14 protein-coding genes are annotated in these 13907 nt (G+C 66.1%); 11 read left to right on the top strand and 3 right to left on the bottom strand.

The features are described 5' to 3' along the window. Positions 1-60 precede the first annotated feature (60 nt). The 11 genes from B7R22_RS08735 to B7R22_RS08685 all read left to right on the top strand — a co-directional run bounded on the left by B7R22_RS08735 (position 61) and on the right by B7R22_RS08685 (position 11098). A complete protein-coding gene (locus tag B7R22_RS08735) occupies positions 61-570 on the top strand; it encodes an HIT family protein (RefSeq protein ID WP_253258976.1) in 510 nt (169 codons plus the stop codon). Between the two features lie 83 nt (positions 571-653). After that, complete coding sequence (gene pdxS, locus B7R22_RS08730) at positions 654-1553, top strand: pyridoxal 5'-phosphate synthase lyase subunit PdxS (RefSeq protein WP_116411366.1); 900 nt, start codon at positions 654-656, stop codon at positions 1551-1553. Next, the gene (gene pdxT, locus B7R22_RS08725) at positions 1543-2142 is read left to right on the top strand and encodes a pyridoxal 5'-phosphate synthase glutaminase subunit PdxT (RefSeq protein ID WP_116411365.1); all 600 of its coding nucleotides are present in this window, start codon (positions 1543-1545) and stop codon (positions 2140-2142) included. The genes pdxS and pdxT overlap by 11 nt, the downstream gene beginning before the upstream one ends. Before the next feature lie 29 nt (positions 2143-2171). Next, a complete protein-coding gene (locus B7R22_RS08720) occupies positions 2172-2930 on the top strand; it encodes a YebC/PmpR family DNA-binding transcriptional regulator (protein WP_116283192.1) in 759 nt (252 codons plus the stop codon). Positions 2931-2942: 12 nt separating this feature from the next. Beyond that, positions 2943-3593 (top strand): crossover junction endodeoxyribonuclease RuvC, encoded by a 651-nt coding sequence (gene ruvC, locus B7R22_RS08715; RefSeq protein WP_116411364.1) that lies wholly within the window; start codon positions 2943-2945, stop codon positions 3591-3593. Between the two features lie 124 nt (positions 3594-3717). Next, a complete protein-coding gene (gene ruvA, locus B7R22_RS08710) occupies positions 3718-4353 on the top strand; it encodes a Holliday junction branch migration protein RuvA (RefSeq protein WP_116411363.1) in 636 nt (211 codons plus the stop codon). Further along, a complete protein-coding gene (gene ruvB / locus B7R22_RS08705) occupies positions 4350-5429 on the top strand; it encodes a Holliday junction branch migration DNA helicase RuvB (protein WP_253258966.1) in 1080 nt (359 codons plus the stop codon). Before ruvA ends, ruvB begins: the two co-directional genes overlap by 4 nt. 77 nt (positions 5430-5506) lie before the next feature. Next, a complete protein-coding gene (gene yajC / locus B7R22_RS08700) occupies positions 5507-5932 on the top strand; it encodes a preprotein translocase subunit YajC (RefSeq protein WP_116411362.1) in 426 nt (141 codons plus the stop codon). A gap of 130 nt (positions 5933-6062) precedes the next feature. After that, entirely contained in the window at positions 6063-7793 is a 1731-nt protein-coding gene (gene secD / locus B7R22_RS08695) for a protein translocase subunit SecD (RefSeq protein WP_116411361.1), read from the top strand. After that, positions 7793-8818 carry a protein translocase subunit SecF gene (gene secF / locus B7R22_RS08690; RefSeq protein ID WP_116411360.1) on the top strand — a complete coding sequence of 342 codons (1026 nt, stop codon included), beginning with the start codon at positions 7793-7795 and terminating at the stop codon, positions 8816-8818. Before secD ends, secF begins: the two co-directional genes overlap by 1 nt. 27 nt (positions 8819-8845) lie before the next feature. Further along, positions 8846-11098, top strand: a complete 2253-nt coding sequence (locus B7R22_RS08685; protein WP_116411359.1) for a RelA/SpoT family protein — start codon at positions 8846-8848, stop codon at positions 11096-11098. On the opposite strand, the gene B7R22_RS08680 is transcribed toward B7R22_RS08685, so the two are convergent. The 3 genes from B7R22_RS08680 to B7R22_RS08670 form a co-directional block, all read right to left on the bottom strand. Then, a complete protein-coding gene (locus tag B7R22_RS08680; RefSeq protein WP_116411358.1) occupies positions 11085-11654 on the bottom strand; it encodes a hypothetical protein in 570 nt (189 codons plus the stop codon). The two genes, B7R22_RS08685 and B7R22_RS08680, sit on opposite strands and share 14 nt — an antisense overlap. Before the next feature lie 135 nt (positions 11655-11789). Then, positions 11790-13016, bottom strand: a complete 1227-nt coding sequence (locus B7R22_RS08675) for a DUF349 domain-containing protein (protein ID WP_116411357.1) — start codon at positions 13014-13016, stop codon at positions 11790-11792. 13 nt (positions 13017-13029) lie between these two features. After that, positions 13030-13833 carry a peptidylprolyl isomerase gene (locus tag B7R22_RS08670; RefSeq protein ID WP_116411356.1) on the bottom strand — a complete coding sequence of 268 codons (804 nt, stop codon included), beginning with the start codon at positions 13831-13833 and terminating at the stop codon, positions 13030-13032. Between the last annotated feature and the right edge of the window lie 74 nt (positions 13834-13907).

Here is a 13907-nt window from a genome sequence, read left to right as displayed (position 1 = left end):
GCTTCCGATTTCGCCGGAACCCCGGACTTCGACGGCGTCGAGATCACCGACTCGAGCACGATGGCGGGCGTGCCCGACGAATTCCAGCGCCTCTGGACCCCGCATCGCATGGTCTACATCCAGAGCGGTACCCAGCCGGGCGCAGACGAGTGCCCGTTCTGCATCGCTCCGACTCTGGATGACGAACAGTCCCTGATCGTCGCCCGGGGCACGCATGCGTACGTGCTGCTGAACCTGTTCCCGTACAACAGCGGTCATCTGCTCGTCTGCCCGTATCGCCACATCTCGCTCTACGACGAGGCGAGCCCCGAGGAGACCGCCGAGATCGCGAGCCTCACCCAGACCGCCATGCGGGTGCTCCGCACGGTGTCACGCTGCGACGGCTACAACCTCGGCATGAACCAGGGCCGGGTCGCGGGAGCGGGCATCGCCGACCACCTGCACCAGCACATCGTTCCGCGCTGGGCGACCGACGCGAACTTCTTCCCGATCATCGCCAAGACCAAGGCACTTCCCCAGCTCCTCGGCGAGGTTCGCGCATCCATTGCCGCCGCCTGGCCTGTTGCCTGAACAACTACCCAATTCTACTCCGCGTAGAACTTCAGTGACACCCGCCGAACGAAGCGTTCGCGCCCGAATAGAATAGATCCACTATGACAGACACACCCTCGTTCTCCGTCGGCAGCGATCGCGTCAAGCGCGGGCTCGCAGAGATGCTGAAAGGCGGCGTCATCATGGACGTCGTGAACGCCGACCAGGCCCGCATCGCTGAAGACGCCGGTGCCGTGGCCGTGATGGCACTCGAGCGAGTGCCCGCCGACATCCGTTCGCAGGGAGGTGTCGCACGCACCAGCGACCCCGACCTCATCGAGGGCATCCAGAAGGCTGTATCGATCCCGGTCATGGCGAAGGCCCGGATCGGCCACTTCGTCGAAGCGCAGATGCTGCAGGCGCTCGACGTCGACTACATCGACGAGTCCGAGGTGCTCTCGCCCGCCGACTACGTGAACCACATCGACAAGTGGAACTTCACGATCCCGTTCGTCTGCGGCGCGACGAACCTCGGTGAGGCGCTCCGCCGCATCAACGAGGGCGCGGCCATGATCCGGTCGAAGGGCGAGGCCGGCACGGGTGACGTGTCGGAGGCCACCAAGCACATCCGCAAGATCCTCGGCGAGGTCCGCGCGCTCACCGCGCTCGCCCCCGACGAGCTCTACGTTGCCGCGAAGGAGCTCCAGGCGCCCTACGCACTAGTCGCGGAGATTGCTTCGACGGGCAAGCTGCCCGTCGTGCTGTTCACGGCCGGCGGAGTCGCCACGCCCGCCGACGCCGCGATGATGATGCAGCTCGGCGCAGACGGTGTGTTCGTCGGCTCCGGTGTCTTCAAGTCGGGCGACCCGGCGAAGCGTGCCGCTGCGATCGTCAAGGCCACCACATTCTACGACGACCCTCAGGTCATCCTCGACGCCTCCCGCGGCCTCGGCGAGGCGATGGTCGGCATCAACGTGAGCGACATCCCCGCGCCCCACCGCCTCGCGGACCGTGGCTGGTAGCCCTGTAGGGGTTCTTGCTCTTCAAGGCGACTACCGTGAGCACGCCGCGGTACTGGAGTCCTTCGGGGCCGACGTCGTCACGGTTCGCCGGCCTGAGGAGCTGGCCCGTGTCTCCGGGCTGGTGATTCCGGGCGGCGAATCGAGCGTGATGGACAAGCTGTCGCGGATGTTCGGCCTCGCAGACCCCCTGAAGCAGGCCATCGCGGCTGGCCTCCCGGTCTACGGCACCTGCGCGGGCTTGATCATGCTCGCCGACCGGATCATCGACGGCATCGGTGGGCAGCAGAGCCTTGGTGGTCTGGACATCGCGGTACGCCGGAACGCCTTCGGTCGTCAGCGCGATTCGTTCGAGGTCGAGGTCGAGGTACCGGAATTCGGCGAGCCGGCCGTGCACGCGGTCTTCATCCGGGCGCCAGTCGTCGAAGAGGTGGGGGAGCGAGCGTCCGTTCTCGCCGCCCTTGACGACGGGCGGGTGATCGCGGTCGAACAGGGAAACCTGCTCGGCACCTCGTTCCATCCGGAGATGACGGAGGACTATCGTTTCCATCGCCGCTTCTACGACCGGGTGCTCGCGACGCGGTTCGCTTAGACTGGGTGAGAATTTTTTAGGAGAACACTGTGTCAGGACATTCCAAGTGGGCGACCACCAAGCACCAGAAGGCGATCACCGACTCACGTCGGGCCAAGTCGTTCGCGAAGCTGATCAAGAACATCGAGGTCGCGGCGAAGCTCGGCGGCGCAGACCTCTCGGGTAACCCCACCCTGGTCGACGCGATCCAGAAGGCGAAGAAGACTTCTGTGCCGAAAGACCTCATCGACCGTGCCGTCAAGCGCGGCGCGGGCATCGGCAGCGAGGCCGTCGATTATCAGACCATCATCTACGAGGGCTACGGGCCCAACGGCGTCGCCATGCTCATCGAGTGCCTCACCGAGAACAAGAACCGGGCGGCTGCAGATGTGCGCACGGTGATGTCCCGGAACGGCGGAACCATGGGCGACCCGGGCAGCGTGGCTTACAACTTCCACCGCAAGGGTGTCATCACCGTCGCCCACACCGACGGGCTGAGCGAAGACGACGTGCTCGTCGCCGTGATGGATGCCGGCGCCGAAGAGGTCACCGACCACGGACAGTCCTACGAGGTGCTCACCGAGGCCTCCGACCTGGTTGCGAACCGCACCGCCCTGCAGGAGGCGGGTATCGACTACGAATCCGCCGATGTGGAGTTCGTGCCCAGCCTGAAGATCGAGGTCGACGCCGACACGGCTCGCAAGGTGTTCCGCCTCATCGATGCGCTGGAAGACAATGATGACGTGCAGAACGTCTACAGCAACTTCGACCTGACCTCCGAGGTTCGCGCCGAGCTCGAGAACGACTAGCGACCGACGGCCGTGCGGATCCTCGGGATCGACCCCGGCCTGACCCGCTGCGGCGTGGGGATCGTCGATGTGTCCGAGAGCCGGCAGGCGACGCTCGTGCATGTCACGGTCATCCGCACGGCACCCGGCACTCTGCACGAGAGCCGGCTGTTGTCGATCAGTACGGTACTCGACGAGCTGCTCGACGAATACCGGCCCGCCAGGGTCGCGCTCGAGCGGGTCTTCGCCGACACCAATGTCAGCACGGTGATGGGCACGGCGCAGGTGAGCGGCATCGCCATGGTGGCCGCTGCCCGCCGCGGGCTCCCCGTCGGCATGCACACTCCGACCGAGGTGAAGGCGGCGGTCACGGGCTACGGCCAGGCCGACAAAAAGCAGGTGGGCACGATGGTCGCGAAGATCCTGCGCCTCGAGGCCGTGCCGAAGCCCGCGGACGCTGCGGACGCCCTGGCCCTCGCCATCTGCCACGCGTGGCGTTCCCCCCTCGGAGCTCTGGCCGCCGGCGCAGCCCCCGCCGCCGGTGACCTGCACGGCGGCGCCTCACCCCGCACGGCCGCCGGCACCGGGGGAGTGCGGGCGCTAACCGGCGCGCAGGCGGCCTGGTTCGCTGCCGAACAGGCCGCCAAGGCCGCCAGCCCCGAGAGGCGCGGCCTCCGCCGCTGAGCGCTGGCCGCTCTGCGCGCCTCGACTGCCTTCCACCGACGTAGCAGGTCTCCTGTCAGCAGGGGAGTGCCACACTCCCGAGTGTCGCACGTTCGAAGGTGTGTACGAGTAATAGGCTGGCGTCGTGATATCCAGTCTTCGTGGCACCGTGCTCCAGGCGGTCGGCTCCTCTCTCGTGATCGAGGTCGGTGGGGTCGGCTTCGCCGTGCAGGTGACGCCCACTCATGCCCTCACCCTGCGGGCCGGGCAGGAAGCCCTCGTTCTCACCACCATGATCGTGCGGGAGGACTCGCTCTCGCTCTTCGGCTTCGCCGACGCCGAGTCCCTGGAGATCTTCTCCCTGCTGGTCGGGGTGACCGGTGTCGGCCCGAAATCCGCCCTCGGCGTGCTGGCGGCGCTGACCGCCTCGGAGATCGTGCGAGCGGTGACCCACGACGACGACGCGGTGTTCCGACGCGTCTCGGGCATCGGTCCGAAGACCGCCAAGCTCATCGTCGTCTCGCTCACGGGCAAGGTCGCCGGTCTCGGCGCAGTTCCGGCAGCAGGCCAGGCTCCGACGTTCGTCGGAACCACCTCGATCCACGACGACGTGCTGGTCGCGCTCGTCGGGCTGGGCTGGAACGAACGGAATGCCTCGGAGGCCCTCGACAGGGTGGTCGCAGGGGCGAACGACGACGTCGACACCATGAGCGTGCAGTCCCTTCTGCGTCTCGCCCTCACCGAACTCGGGCCCCGCCAGGGCTCGGCCGGGCCCCGATGAGCACCGAGGGAATGGGGTCCGGCGAGTTGCTGCAGCCCGAGCTGGGCTCCGAGGCAGAGGTCGCCTTCGAGGGTGCGCTCCGCCCGAAGAGCCTGGCCGAGTTCGTGGGGCAGCAGCGGGTGCGCGGGCAGTTGCAACTGCTGTTGGATGCCGCGACCATCCAGAACCGCACCCCCGACCACATCCTGCTGGCCGGCCCGCCCGGCCTCGGCAAGACGACGCTCGCGATGATCGTCGCCCACGAGAGCGGGCGCCCCCTCCGCATGTCGAGCGGGCCGGCCATCCAGCACGCGGGCGATCTCGCCGCGGTGCTGTCGTCGCTGGTGCCGGGTGAGGTGCTCTTCGTCGACGAGATCCACCGCATGGCGCGGTCGGCCGAGGAGCTGCTGTACCTCGCGATGGAGGACTTCCGCATCGACATCATGGTGGGCAAGGGGGCGGGGGCCACATCCATCCCCCTCGATCTCGCACCGTTCACCCTCGTGGGGGCGACGACGCGATCGGGCCTGCTGCCGAACCCCCTCCGCGACCGGTTCGGATTCACCGCGCACCTCGAGTTCTACGACCCCGAGGAACTGGTGCATGTGCTCCGCCGTGCCGCGGTGATGCTCGAACTCTCGATCGAGGAATCTGCGCTGATCGAGATCGCTGGCCGCTCACGGGGAACACCCCGGATAGCGAACCGGCTGCTCCGCCGGGTGCGGGACTACGCGCTCGTGCACGGGGGAGAGGCGACGCGGGCTGTCGTGCGCTCGGCACTCGAACTGTACGACGTCGACGAACGCGGGCTCGACCGACTCGACCGGGCCGTCATGATGATCCTTCTCACCCGGTTCAACGGCGGTCCGGTCGGGCTCAACACCCTCGCCGTCAGCGTCGGCGAGGAGTCGGAGACCATCGAGTCGGTGGTCGAACCGTTCCTGGTGCGGATCGGGTTGATCGTGCGCACACCGCGCGGACGAGTGGCCACCCGCGAGGGATGGCAGCACTTCGGGCTCGAGCCACAGGCCCTTCCCGGCCAGCAGAACAGCACCTCCGGGGCCCGCGCCCAGCCGCTGTTCGGGGATGAACTATAATTCAAGCTGGCGTTCAGCCCCGATCAGTACACTAGGGCCGTCAATCCCCCCACTTCTTGGAAGGCTCTCCCCTCTACATGGATCCGTTGAATCTGGTCATTCTGGCCGTCCTGGCCGTTCTCATCATCTTCATGGTGCGGAACAGTCGCAAGCGCAAGCGTGAGACCGAAGAGCTGGCGCAGAAGATCACCGAAGGCGCCTACGTGATGACCAACTTCGGCGTCTACGGCACGATCCTCTCGATCGATGCAGAGAACAACCAGATCTTCCTCGAGACCACGCCGGGCACCGTACTGAAGGTGCACCGCCAGACCGTCACCCGCGTCGTTCCCAACGAAGACGCTGTTGCCCTCGACGACGTCGAGACCTCAGGCGAACAGGGCGAGCCCGCGTTCGGCGAGCGTGTCGCACCGTCACTCGAGAAGACGACCACCGATGACGGTACGATCCTGAACGGTGTTCCTCTCGACGAGAACGGCAACCCGCGCAAGTCTGCTGAGTAACAACCCCAACCGTTCACGAGTTCGCGGCAGTTCTCTGCGCGGGCGACAGGTCATTGCGGCGCGCATGCCGTATGCTCTAGCGTCGGCAGCACTCTGCCGCGGGGGCGTCATAGAAAGCTGAGTTTCGCAGGTGGCAAAATCTACTGCCGTCAAGAGGGCCAGACGCACACTGGTGTGGCTCCTTGTCATCTTCATCGCCCTTGCCGGCGTCAACACCGCTGGTGCCATCTGGGGCGGTGGAACATTCACCCCGAAGCTCGCACTCGACCTCGAGGGCGGAACCGAGATCATCCTCGCCCCGAAGACCGGCGGCGCGGCCGTCTCCGACGAGCAGGTCTCGCAGGCTGTCGCGATCATCCGGCAGCGTGTCGACGCCAGTGGTGTGTCCGAGGCCCAGATCTCGACCCAGGGCGGCCAGAACATCGTCGTGTCGATCCCCGGCAAGCCCGACGACGCCACCCTCGCCCGCATCGAGGCCTCGGCGAAGCTCGACTTCCGCGCGGTTCTCGTCTCGACGACCGCCGATGTGCCGACGACCACCCCGACACCGGGTCTCGACGCCACCCCGACGGTTGCTCCGACCAATGCCAGCGACCTGAACTACATCACCCCTGCACTCGAGGACCAGTTCCTGAACATCGACTGCACCTCGACCGCCGCGACGGATGCGGGCCAGGCTCCCGCCGACCAACCCCTCGTCGCCTGTGGTGAAAACGGTGCGAAGTACGTCCTCGGCCCGATCGAGGTCGCCGGTGACACGATCTCCAACGCCACGAGCGGAGTCGCCCAGACCAGCTCCGGGGCCTCCACCGGCCAGTACGTCGTCAACATCTTCTTCAACGACCAGGGCACGAGCGAGTTCGCCTCGGTGACCACGCGTCTCTCGGGTCTCACCGGGGCACAGAACCAGTTCGCCATCGTGCTCGACGGCAAGGTCATCTCTGCTCCCCGCACCCTCGCGGTGATCACCAACGGCCAGCCGCAGATCTCTGGCAACTTCGACGCCGCGTCGTCGAAGACGCTCGCCGACCAGCTGAAGTTCGGTGCGCTGCCCATCAGCTTCACCGTGCAGAGCCAGAACACGATCTCGGCGACCCTCGGGTCGACCCAGCTGATCAGCGGACTGATCGCCGGCCTGATCGGCCTGATCCTCGTGGTGCTCTACTCGATCGCCCAGTACCGGGTGCTCGGTGCCGTGACGATCGCATCCCTCGTCGTCGCCGCCGCAGCGACCTACCTCGTCGTCGACCTGCTCTCCTGGCGCGCCGGGTACCGCCTGTCGCTCGCGGGGGTCGCGGGTCTCATCGTGGCCATCGGTATCACCGCAGACTCCTTCATCGTCTACTTCGAGCGAATACGCGACGAACTGCGTGATGGCAGAGGTCTCGAATCATCCGTGCAGGCCGGCTGGAAACGCGCCATCCGCACGATCTTCGCCTCCGACCTCATCAACCTCATGGCGGCCGTGGTGCTGTACATCGTCGCGGTGGGCAGCGTGAAGGGCTTTGCCCTGACCCTCGGCCTCACGACGATCATCGACATCGTGGTGGTGATGATGTTCACGCATCCGGTGTTGACGCTCCTGGCGGAGCTGCCGTACTTCCGCGACGGCCACAAGACGAGTGGCCTCGATCCGCGTCAGCTCGGAGCCGTCTACCGGGGCCGCGCGCAGTTCAAGACGCCCACGGCCGCCGTTCCCCGCTCGAAGCAGGAGTCGGCCGGCCGCGAGGCCGCCCGGCGCCAGACCATCGCCGAGCGGAGGGCTGCGGGTACGTCGACACTCGTAATCGATCCGCCGGCTGAGCCAAAGACGCCCACCCAGACAGACTCGTCCGGCCAGAGCAAAGGGAAGAACAGCTGATGGCCTCGTTCAGTGATCTCGGAAACGATCTGTACACCGGCAAGCGTTCGTTCGACATTGTCGGTCGACGCAAGCTCTGGTACGCGATCGCGGGTCTTCTCATCCTCGTCTCTGTGGTGGGGCCCTTCCTCCGGGGAGGGTTCGTCTTCGGGATCGAGTTCAGCGGCGGTTCGCAGTTCTCGATCTCCCAGGTGTCGAACGCGTCGCAGCAGGCGGGCATCGATGCGGTGAAGTCCGTCGATCCGGCCGTCGTACCCCTGGTTTCGACGCTCGGCCAGAGCGGTATCCGTATCCAGACCGACCAGCTCAACGACGCCGAGAGCAACCAGGTGCGCGACGCCCTCGCCGCGGCGTACAACGTGCAGCCCTCCGACGTGACGATCAACTTCATCGGCCCGACCTGGGGCGCCGACATCACCGGCCAGGCCATTCGGGGCCTGCTGATCTTCATCGTGCTCGCCGCCGTCTTCATGGCGATCTACTTCAGAACCTGGAAGATCGCTGTCTCAGCGATGGTGGCGTTACTCCACGACCTCGTGATCACAGCCGGCATCTACGGCATCACCGGGTTCGAGATCACTCCGGCGGCCGTGATCGGCTTCCTGACCATTCTCGGATACTCGCTCTACGACACCGTGGTGGTGTTCGACAAGATCAGGGAGAACACGGCCGAATGGGGCGACAAGGCGACGCGCACCTTCGGTGAGACGGTGAACCTCGCGGTGAACCAGACCCTGGTGCGCTCGATCAACACGTCCGTCGTGGCGATGCTGCCCGTCGCGTCCATTCTGGTGATCGGGGCCTTCGTGCTTGGTGCCGGAACGCTCCGGGACATCTCGCTCGCGCTCCTGATCGGGATCTTCGTCGGAACCTATTCGACGATCTTCATCGCGTCGCCGCTCTACGCCCAGCTCCGACAGAACGAGCCCAAGGTGAAGAAGATCGACCAGCGGGTGCTCTCCCAGCGCGCCAACCGTGAGAAGCCGGCCGAGACCCAGGCGGCGGCGGAGCAGCTCAAGGCTTAGTGGGATAATGGTTGTGGAGGCCCTCTCATGACCGAAACCACTGCACCGACAAACGCGTCGCTGCGGCGGCTCGTTCCGCGCCTGTTCTCCCGCGCCCAGCCCGCGGGTGCAGTCGACACGCTGATCCGCACGGTTCGGGCGAATCATCCGAAGGCCGATCTGAGCATCATCGAGCGCGCCTACACGGTCGCCGAGCGGGCCCACGACGGTCAGAAGCGCCGAAGTGGCGAGCCGTACATCACGCACCCGGTTGCCGTGGCCCAGATTCTGGCAGAGCTGGGTATCGGAACGAAGACCATCGCAGCGGCGCTCCTGCACGACACCGTCGAAGACACGGAATACTCGCTCGACGAGTTGCGGGCGGAATTCGGCGAAGAAGTCGCCATGCTCGTCGACGGTGTGACGAAACTCGACAAGGTCAAGTACGGCGAGAGCGCCCAGGCCGAGACCGTGCGGAAGATGATCGTCGCGATGTCGAAGGACATCCGCGTGCTGATCATCAAGCTCGCCGACCGCCTGCACAACGCGCGCACCTGGGGCTTCGTCTCGCCGGAGTCCTCGACGCGGAAGGCTCAGGAGACCCTCGAGATCTATGCGCCGCTCGCACATCGGCTGGGCATCCAGGCGATCAAGTGGGAGCTCGAAGACCTTTCGTTCGCTGTGCTCTCCCCGAAGCTCTATGTGGAGATCGAGAACCTGGTGAGGCAGCGTACGCCCCAGCGTGAAGAGTACGTGCAGCAGGTCATCGACATGGTCAGTGACGACCTCAAGACATCGAGGATCCGCGGCAAGGTGGCCGGGCGACCCAAGCAGTACTACTCGATCTACCAGAAGATGATCGTTCGCGGCCGCGAGTTCGACGAGATCTACGACCTGGTCGGCATCCGGGTTCTCGTGAACTCGGTTCGCGACTGTTATGCGGTACTCGGCTCGATCCACGCCCGCTGGACCCCGATGCCGGGCCGGTTCAAGGACTACATCGCCACACCGAAGTTCAATCTCTACCAGTCTCTGCACACCACGGTGGTGGGCCCGGGCGGCAGAGCCGTCGAGATCCAGATCCGGACCAACGAGATGCACCAGCGGGCCGAGTTCGGTGTCGCCGCGCACTGGAAGTACAAAGAGCGGATGAACGCCGGCCGCGCCGGAACCACCGAGGACCGGGGCGACACGGACATGGCGTGGCTCGCCCGCATAAGCGACTGGCAGGCCGAGACGGTCGACCCGGGGGAGTTCCTCGACTCGCTGCGTTTCGAGATCGGCGCGAAAGAGGTCTACGTCTTCACTCCGAAGGGTCGTGTCATCGGCCTGCCGGCCGGAGCGACACCGGTGGACTTCGCGTACGCGGTGCACACCGAGGTGGGCCACCGCACGATGGGCGCCAAGGTCAACGGCCGGCTCGTGCCTCTCGAGAGCACGCTCACCACGGGTGACGTGGTCGAGGTGTTCACCTCGAAGAATCCGGACTCGGGTCCCAGCCAGGACTGGCTCTCGTTCGTGCAGAGCCCCCGTGCCCGCAACAAGATCCGCCAGTGGTTCACGAAGGAACGCCGCGACGAGGCCGTCGAGCAGGGCCGGGACTCGATCGCCCGAGCCATGCGCAAGCAGAATCTCCCCCTGCAGAAGCTGATGAGCCAGGACTCGTTCACCGAGGTCGCGTCGCAGCTCAGCTACAACAACGTCGAGGCGCTGTACGCGGCGATCGGCGAGGGACACGTCTCCACCCAGTCGGTCATCGAGAAGGTGCTGCAGTCCCTCCAGACCGAGGTCGAGAGCGACGACAGTGAGATCGACGTCGGAGTGGGGCGGCGACCGCGGTCGACCCACAGCGAGTCCGGCGTGCTGGTTCGGGGCGCCCCCGACATCCTCGTCAAACTCGCGAAGTGCTGCACCCCGGTGCCGGGCGACGAGATCGTCGGCTTCGTGACCCGCGGCGCGGGGGTGTCTGTGCACCAGTCCGACTGTCACAATGTGAAGTCGCTGCTGATGGAGCCCGAGCGGATGATCGAGGTCGACTGGGCCCCGTCGTCGAAGAGCGTGTTCCTCGTGCAGATCCAGGTCGAGGCACTCGACCGTTCCGGGCTGCTGTCGGATGTCACCCGCGTGCTCTCCGAGCACCACGTCAACATCCTCTCGGCCACAGTCAGCACGTCGAGGGACCGCCTCGCAATCAGCAGGTTCGTCTTCGAGATGGGGGACACCACCCATCTCGACAGGGTTCTGAACGCCGTTCGTCGGATCGACGCCGTCTACGACGTCTATCGGGTCAGCGGGGGCTGAGCACAGCACCGAAGGCCTCCTTCAGCCGAACGGTCGCGCGGGTCTTGTTCGGCATATTGCGGCACCGCTCCAGGCGTTCGAGGCATTCGTCGAGGGTGGCGCCCGATGCTTCGACGAGCAGCCTGAGCTGATCACGCTGGATGTCGTCGACTGATGCCGGGGCCCGCGCCAGGTCGATGGCCGTTCGGATCCTGGATGTCAGGGCGATGCCGGACACCGCCACGACATCGTCTGCCTCCAGGACGACCTCACGCACCTGGAGCCGCACGGAACTCGGAGCCCGACGGCCGACCCCCGCACGCACACACGCCTGGTGACGCGCAGGCGGGAACGGCCGGAACCCATAGACCCAGAGGGCGCTCTGCCGCTCGACGATGGCCGTTTCCGGCAGGAGGGGTACCAGGGCGCGGAGCCGGAGGGCGACCGTTCCCGGGCAGTCCAGGGGCGCGAAGCCGGAATCGACGGGTGTCAGCTCGCCGTCGAGACGGGCCGCGCTGAGTTCAGCGAGGCCGAACTGGGCACTGGGGAACAGGAGGTCGGGCAGAAGTCGGGGCATGACCCCATGGTGCCGCTCCTCGGCCTCGACTCCCGATCCGGAACCCGGATCTGTGGACAACCCCGCCGCCGGTGGGGCTGTGGAGGACAAGGCTGCGGAGGACGAGGCTGCGGAGGGAGAAGACCGGACTGTGGATCAACCCAGGGCGTCGAGCCAGACCTTCCGGGCATCCAGAGCTTCTTGCAGCTCGGCCACCTTGGAGGCATTGCCGACAGCCTTCGCTGCATCGATCTCGCCCTGCAGCTTGGCGATCGCGTCGGTCAGCTGGCCGGCCAGACCCTCGGCACGAGCCTTCTTCTCGGGGTTGTTCTTCTGCCAGAAGTCGTCGTCGAGCTTGCGAACGGCGGCCTCGACCTTGCGGAGACGCTCGTCGACGGCCTTGACCGAATCGCGGGGGACCTTGCCGATCTCATCCCAGCGGCGCTGGATCGACGTGAGGCGCTCGCGCGCAACGGCACGGTCGGTCTCGGTGAGCAGAGGTTCGGCCTCCGTCAGCAGTTCGAGCTTCAGCGTGAGGTTGCCAGCGAACTCCTCGTCGTCTTTCGCGACGATCTCGGTGCGGGCGGCGTAGATGAGGTCACCGGCCGCTTTGAACTTCTCCCAGAGGGTGTCGTCGACGCGCTTGCCTGCGCGCCCGGCGTTCTTCCACTCCGTGAGGAGGTCGCGATAGGCGTTCACGCCATCTGCGCCCTGGGGAATGAGTGCCTCGGCGCGTTCGACGAGCTGCTGCTTCTTCGCACGGGCGTCACGATGAGTGCTGTCGAGCTCTGCGAAGAACGCCTTGCGGTGCCCTTCGACGATGGTACGGGCGTCCCGGAATCGCTTCCACAGTTCGCCAGCTTCGGTGCGGGGCAGACGCGGTCCGTCCTGCTGGTGCTTCTGCCAGCGCGCGAACATGTCGTCGAGACGAGCCGTGACCTGCTTCCACTGCGCCTTCGCGGGGTCTTCGGCCGCAAGCGCCTCGACCTCTTCGACGATGGCGGTGCGCTCAGCGATCGCGTACGTGAGCTGGGCCTTCGATTCTTCGTTCTGCTTCTCGGTGAGCGACGACACGACCTCGGTGAGGGCATCCACCCGGCGCTTCAGCGACGCGAGGTCACCGATTGCGTTTGCGGTCTCGATGGCTTTCGAGAGCGACGAGACGGCCTTGCTGACGTCGGAGGCCGACGCGCCGCGTTTGACCCGCTGTTCGAGCAGGGTCACCTGGCCGGCGAGATCGGTGTACTTGCGCTCGAAATAGGCGAGCGCCTCCTCGGGCGAACCGTCGGGAAACTGGCCGACGACCCGTTCTCCGTCAGGCTCGCGAAGGTAGACCGTTCCGGTTTCATCGACACGGCCCCAGGGCTGTTGGTCACTACTCATCACGAAATTCACCCTACTGCACGGTGACGTTCGTGATGGTGGCGGGAACAACGGGGGTCTCTGTGCCGCTCGTGACGCCGGCGGCAATGACTCTGCTCTGGAGCTGGTCGAGCCCGCTGGTGACCTGGCCGAGGACGGTGTATCCGCCTGCGGTGTCGGAGGGGATGGTGGAGTCGGCGTACACGATGAAGAACTGGCTGCCGTTGCTGTAGGCGTTGTCACCCTGTCGTGCCATGGCGAGCGTGCCCGCCGGGTAGACGTTGTCGGCCGGAGCATTCTCCACCGGGCCATACGAGTAGCCGGGACCACCCGTGCCGTCGCCCTTCGGGTCACCGCACTGCAACACGAAGATGCCCGTTGTGGTCAGACGGTGGCAGGTGAGCCCCGTGTAGAACCCGGCCTGCACCAGCGAGATGAACGACGAGACGGCCTGGGGGGCTGCCACACCGTCGAGGCCGATGGCCAGGGGGATGTCGTTGATCGTGAGGGTACCTGTCCAGTCGCGGCCCTCGGCCACGGAGGTCGGCGGTACATCACCGGTGTTCTCGGTGGAGCTCGGCGTCGCCGAGGGTGACGCTGTCGGCTCGGCGGTGGCGGATGCGGACGGCGAGGGCAGAGGAGTACCTGGGCCCCCGGAGAAGTAGAAGACCTGCACGACGATGGCGACGATGACCACGACGAGCACGACGATCACCGAGACGAGGTTGTCACGCTTCCGACGGGTCACCTGCGACGCGTGCACGGTCTGCCGCGCCTGGTAGTTGCGGAGTCGCTGCTTGGACTCGCGTGCTTCACGATCAGAATTGCTCGGTGCCACGAATCCTCCGTCAACGACTGTTCCGGCGCTGACAAGCGACGGACCCCCCGAGAACTTTACGGTGAATCCGGCCC

Source organism: Subtercola boreus, assembly GCF_003399635.1.
GTDB lineage: Bacteria > Actinomycetota > Actinomycetes > Actinomycetales > Microbacteriaceae > Subtercola > Subtercola boreus_B.
The sequence above is the reverse complement of the archived record's forward strand: the minus strand, read 5'-3'. Positions and strand labels throughout refer to the sequence as shown.

Bases quoted from the DNA above. Each gene is read 5' to 3' on its own strand.
- B7R22_RS08735 (WP_253258976.1), top strand. From the start codon at position 61: ATGGCGGGCGTGCCCGACGAATTCCAGCGCCTCTGGACCCCGCATCGC.
- pdxS (WP_116411366.1), top strand. From the start codon at position 654: ATGACAGACACACCCTCGTTCTCCGTCGGCAGCGATCGCGTCAAGCGC.
- ruvB (WP_253258966.1), top strand. From the start codon at position 4,350: ATGAGCACCGAGGGAATGGGGTCCGGCGAGTTGCTGCAGCCCGAGCTG.
- yajC (WP_116411362.1), top strand. From the start codon at position 5,507: ATGGATCCGTTGAATCTGGTCATTCTGGCCGTCCTGGCCGTTCTCATC.
- secF (WP_116411360.1), top strand. From the start codon at position 7,793: ATGGCCTCGTTCAGTGATCTCGGAAACGATCTGTACACCGGCAAGCGT.
- B7R22_RS08685 (WP_116411359.1), top strand. From the start codon at position 8,846: ATGACCGAAACCACTGCACCGACAAACGCGTCGCTGCGGCGGCTCGTT.
- B7R22_RS08680 (WP_116411358.1), bottom strand. From the start codon at position 11,654: ATGCCCCGACTTCTGCCCGACCTCCTGTTCCCCAGTGCCCAGTTCGGC.
- B7R22_RS08675 (WP_116411357.1), bottom strand. From the start codon at position 13,016: ATGAGTAGTGACCAACAGCCCTGGGGCCGTGTCGATGAAACCGGAACG.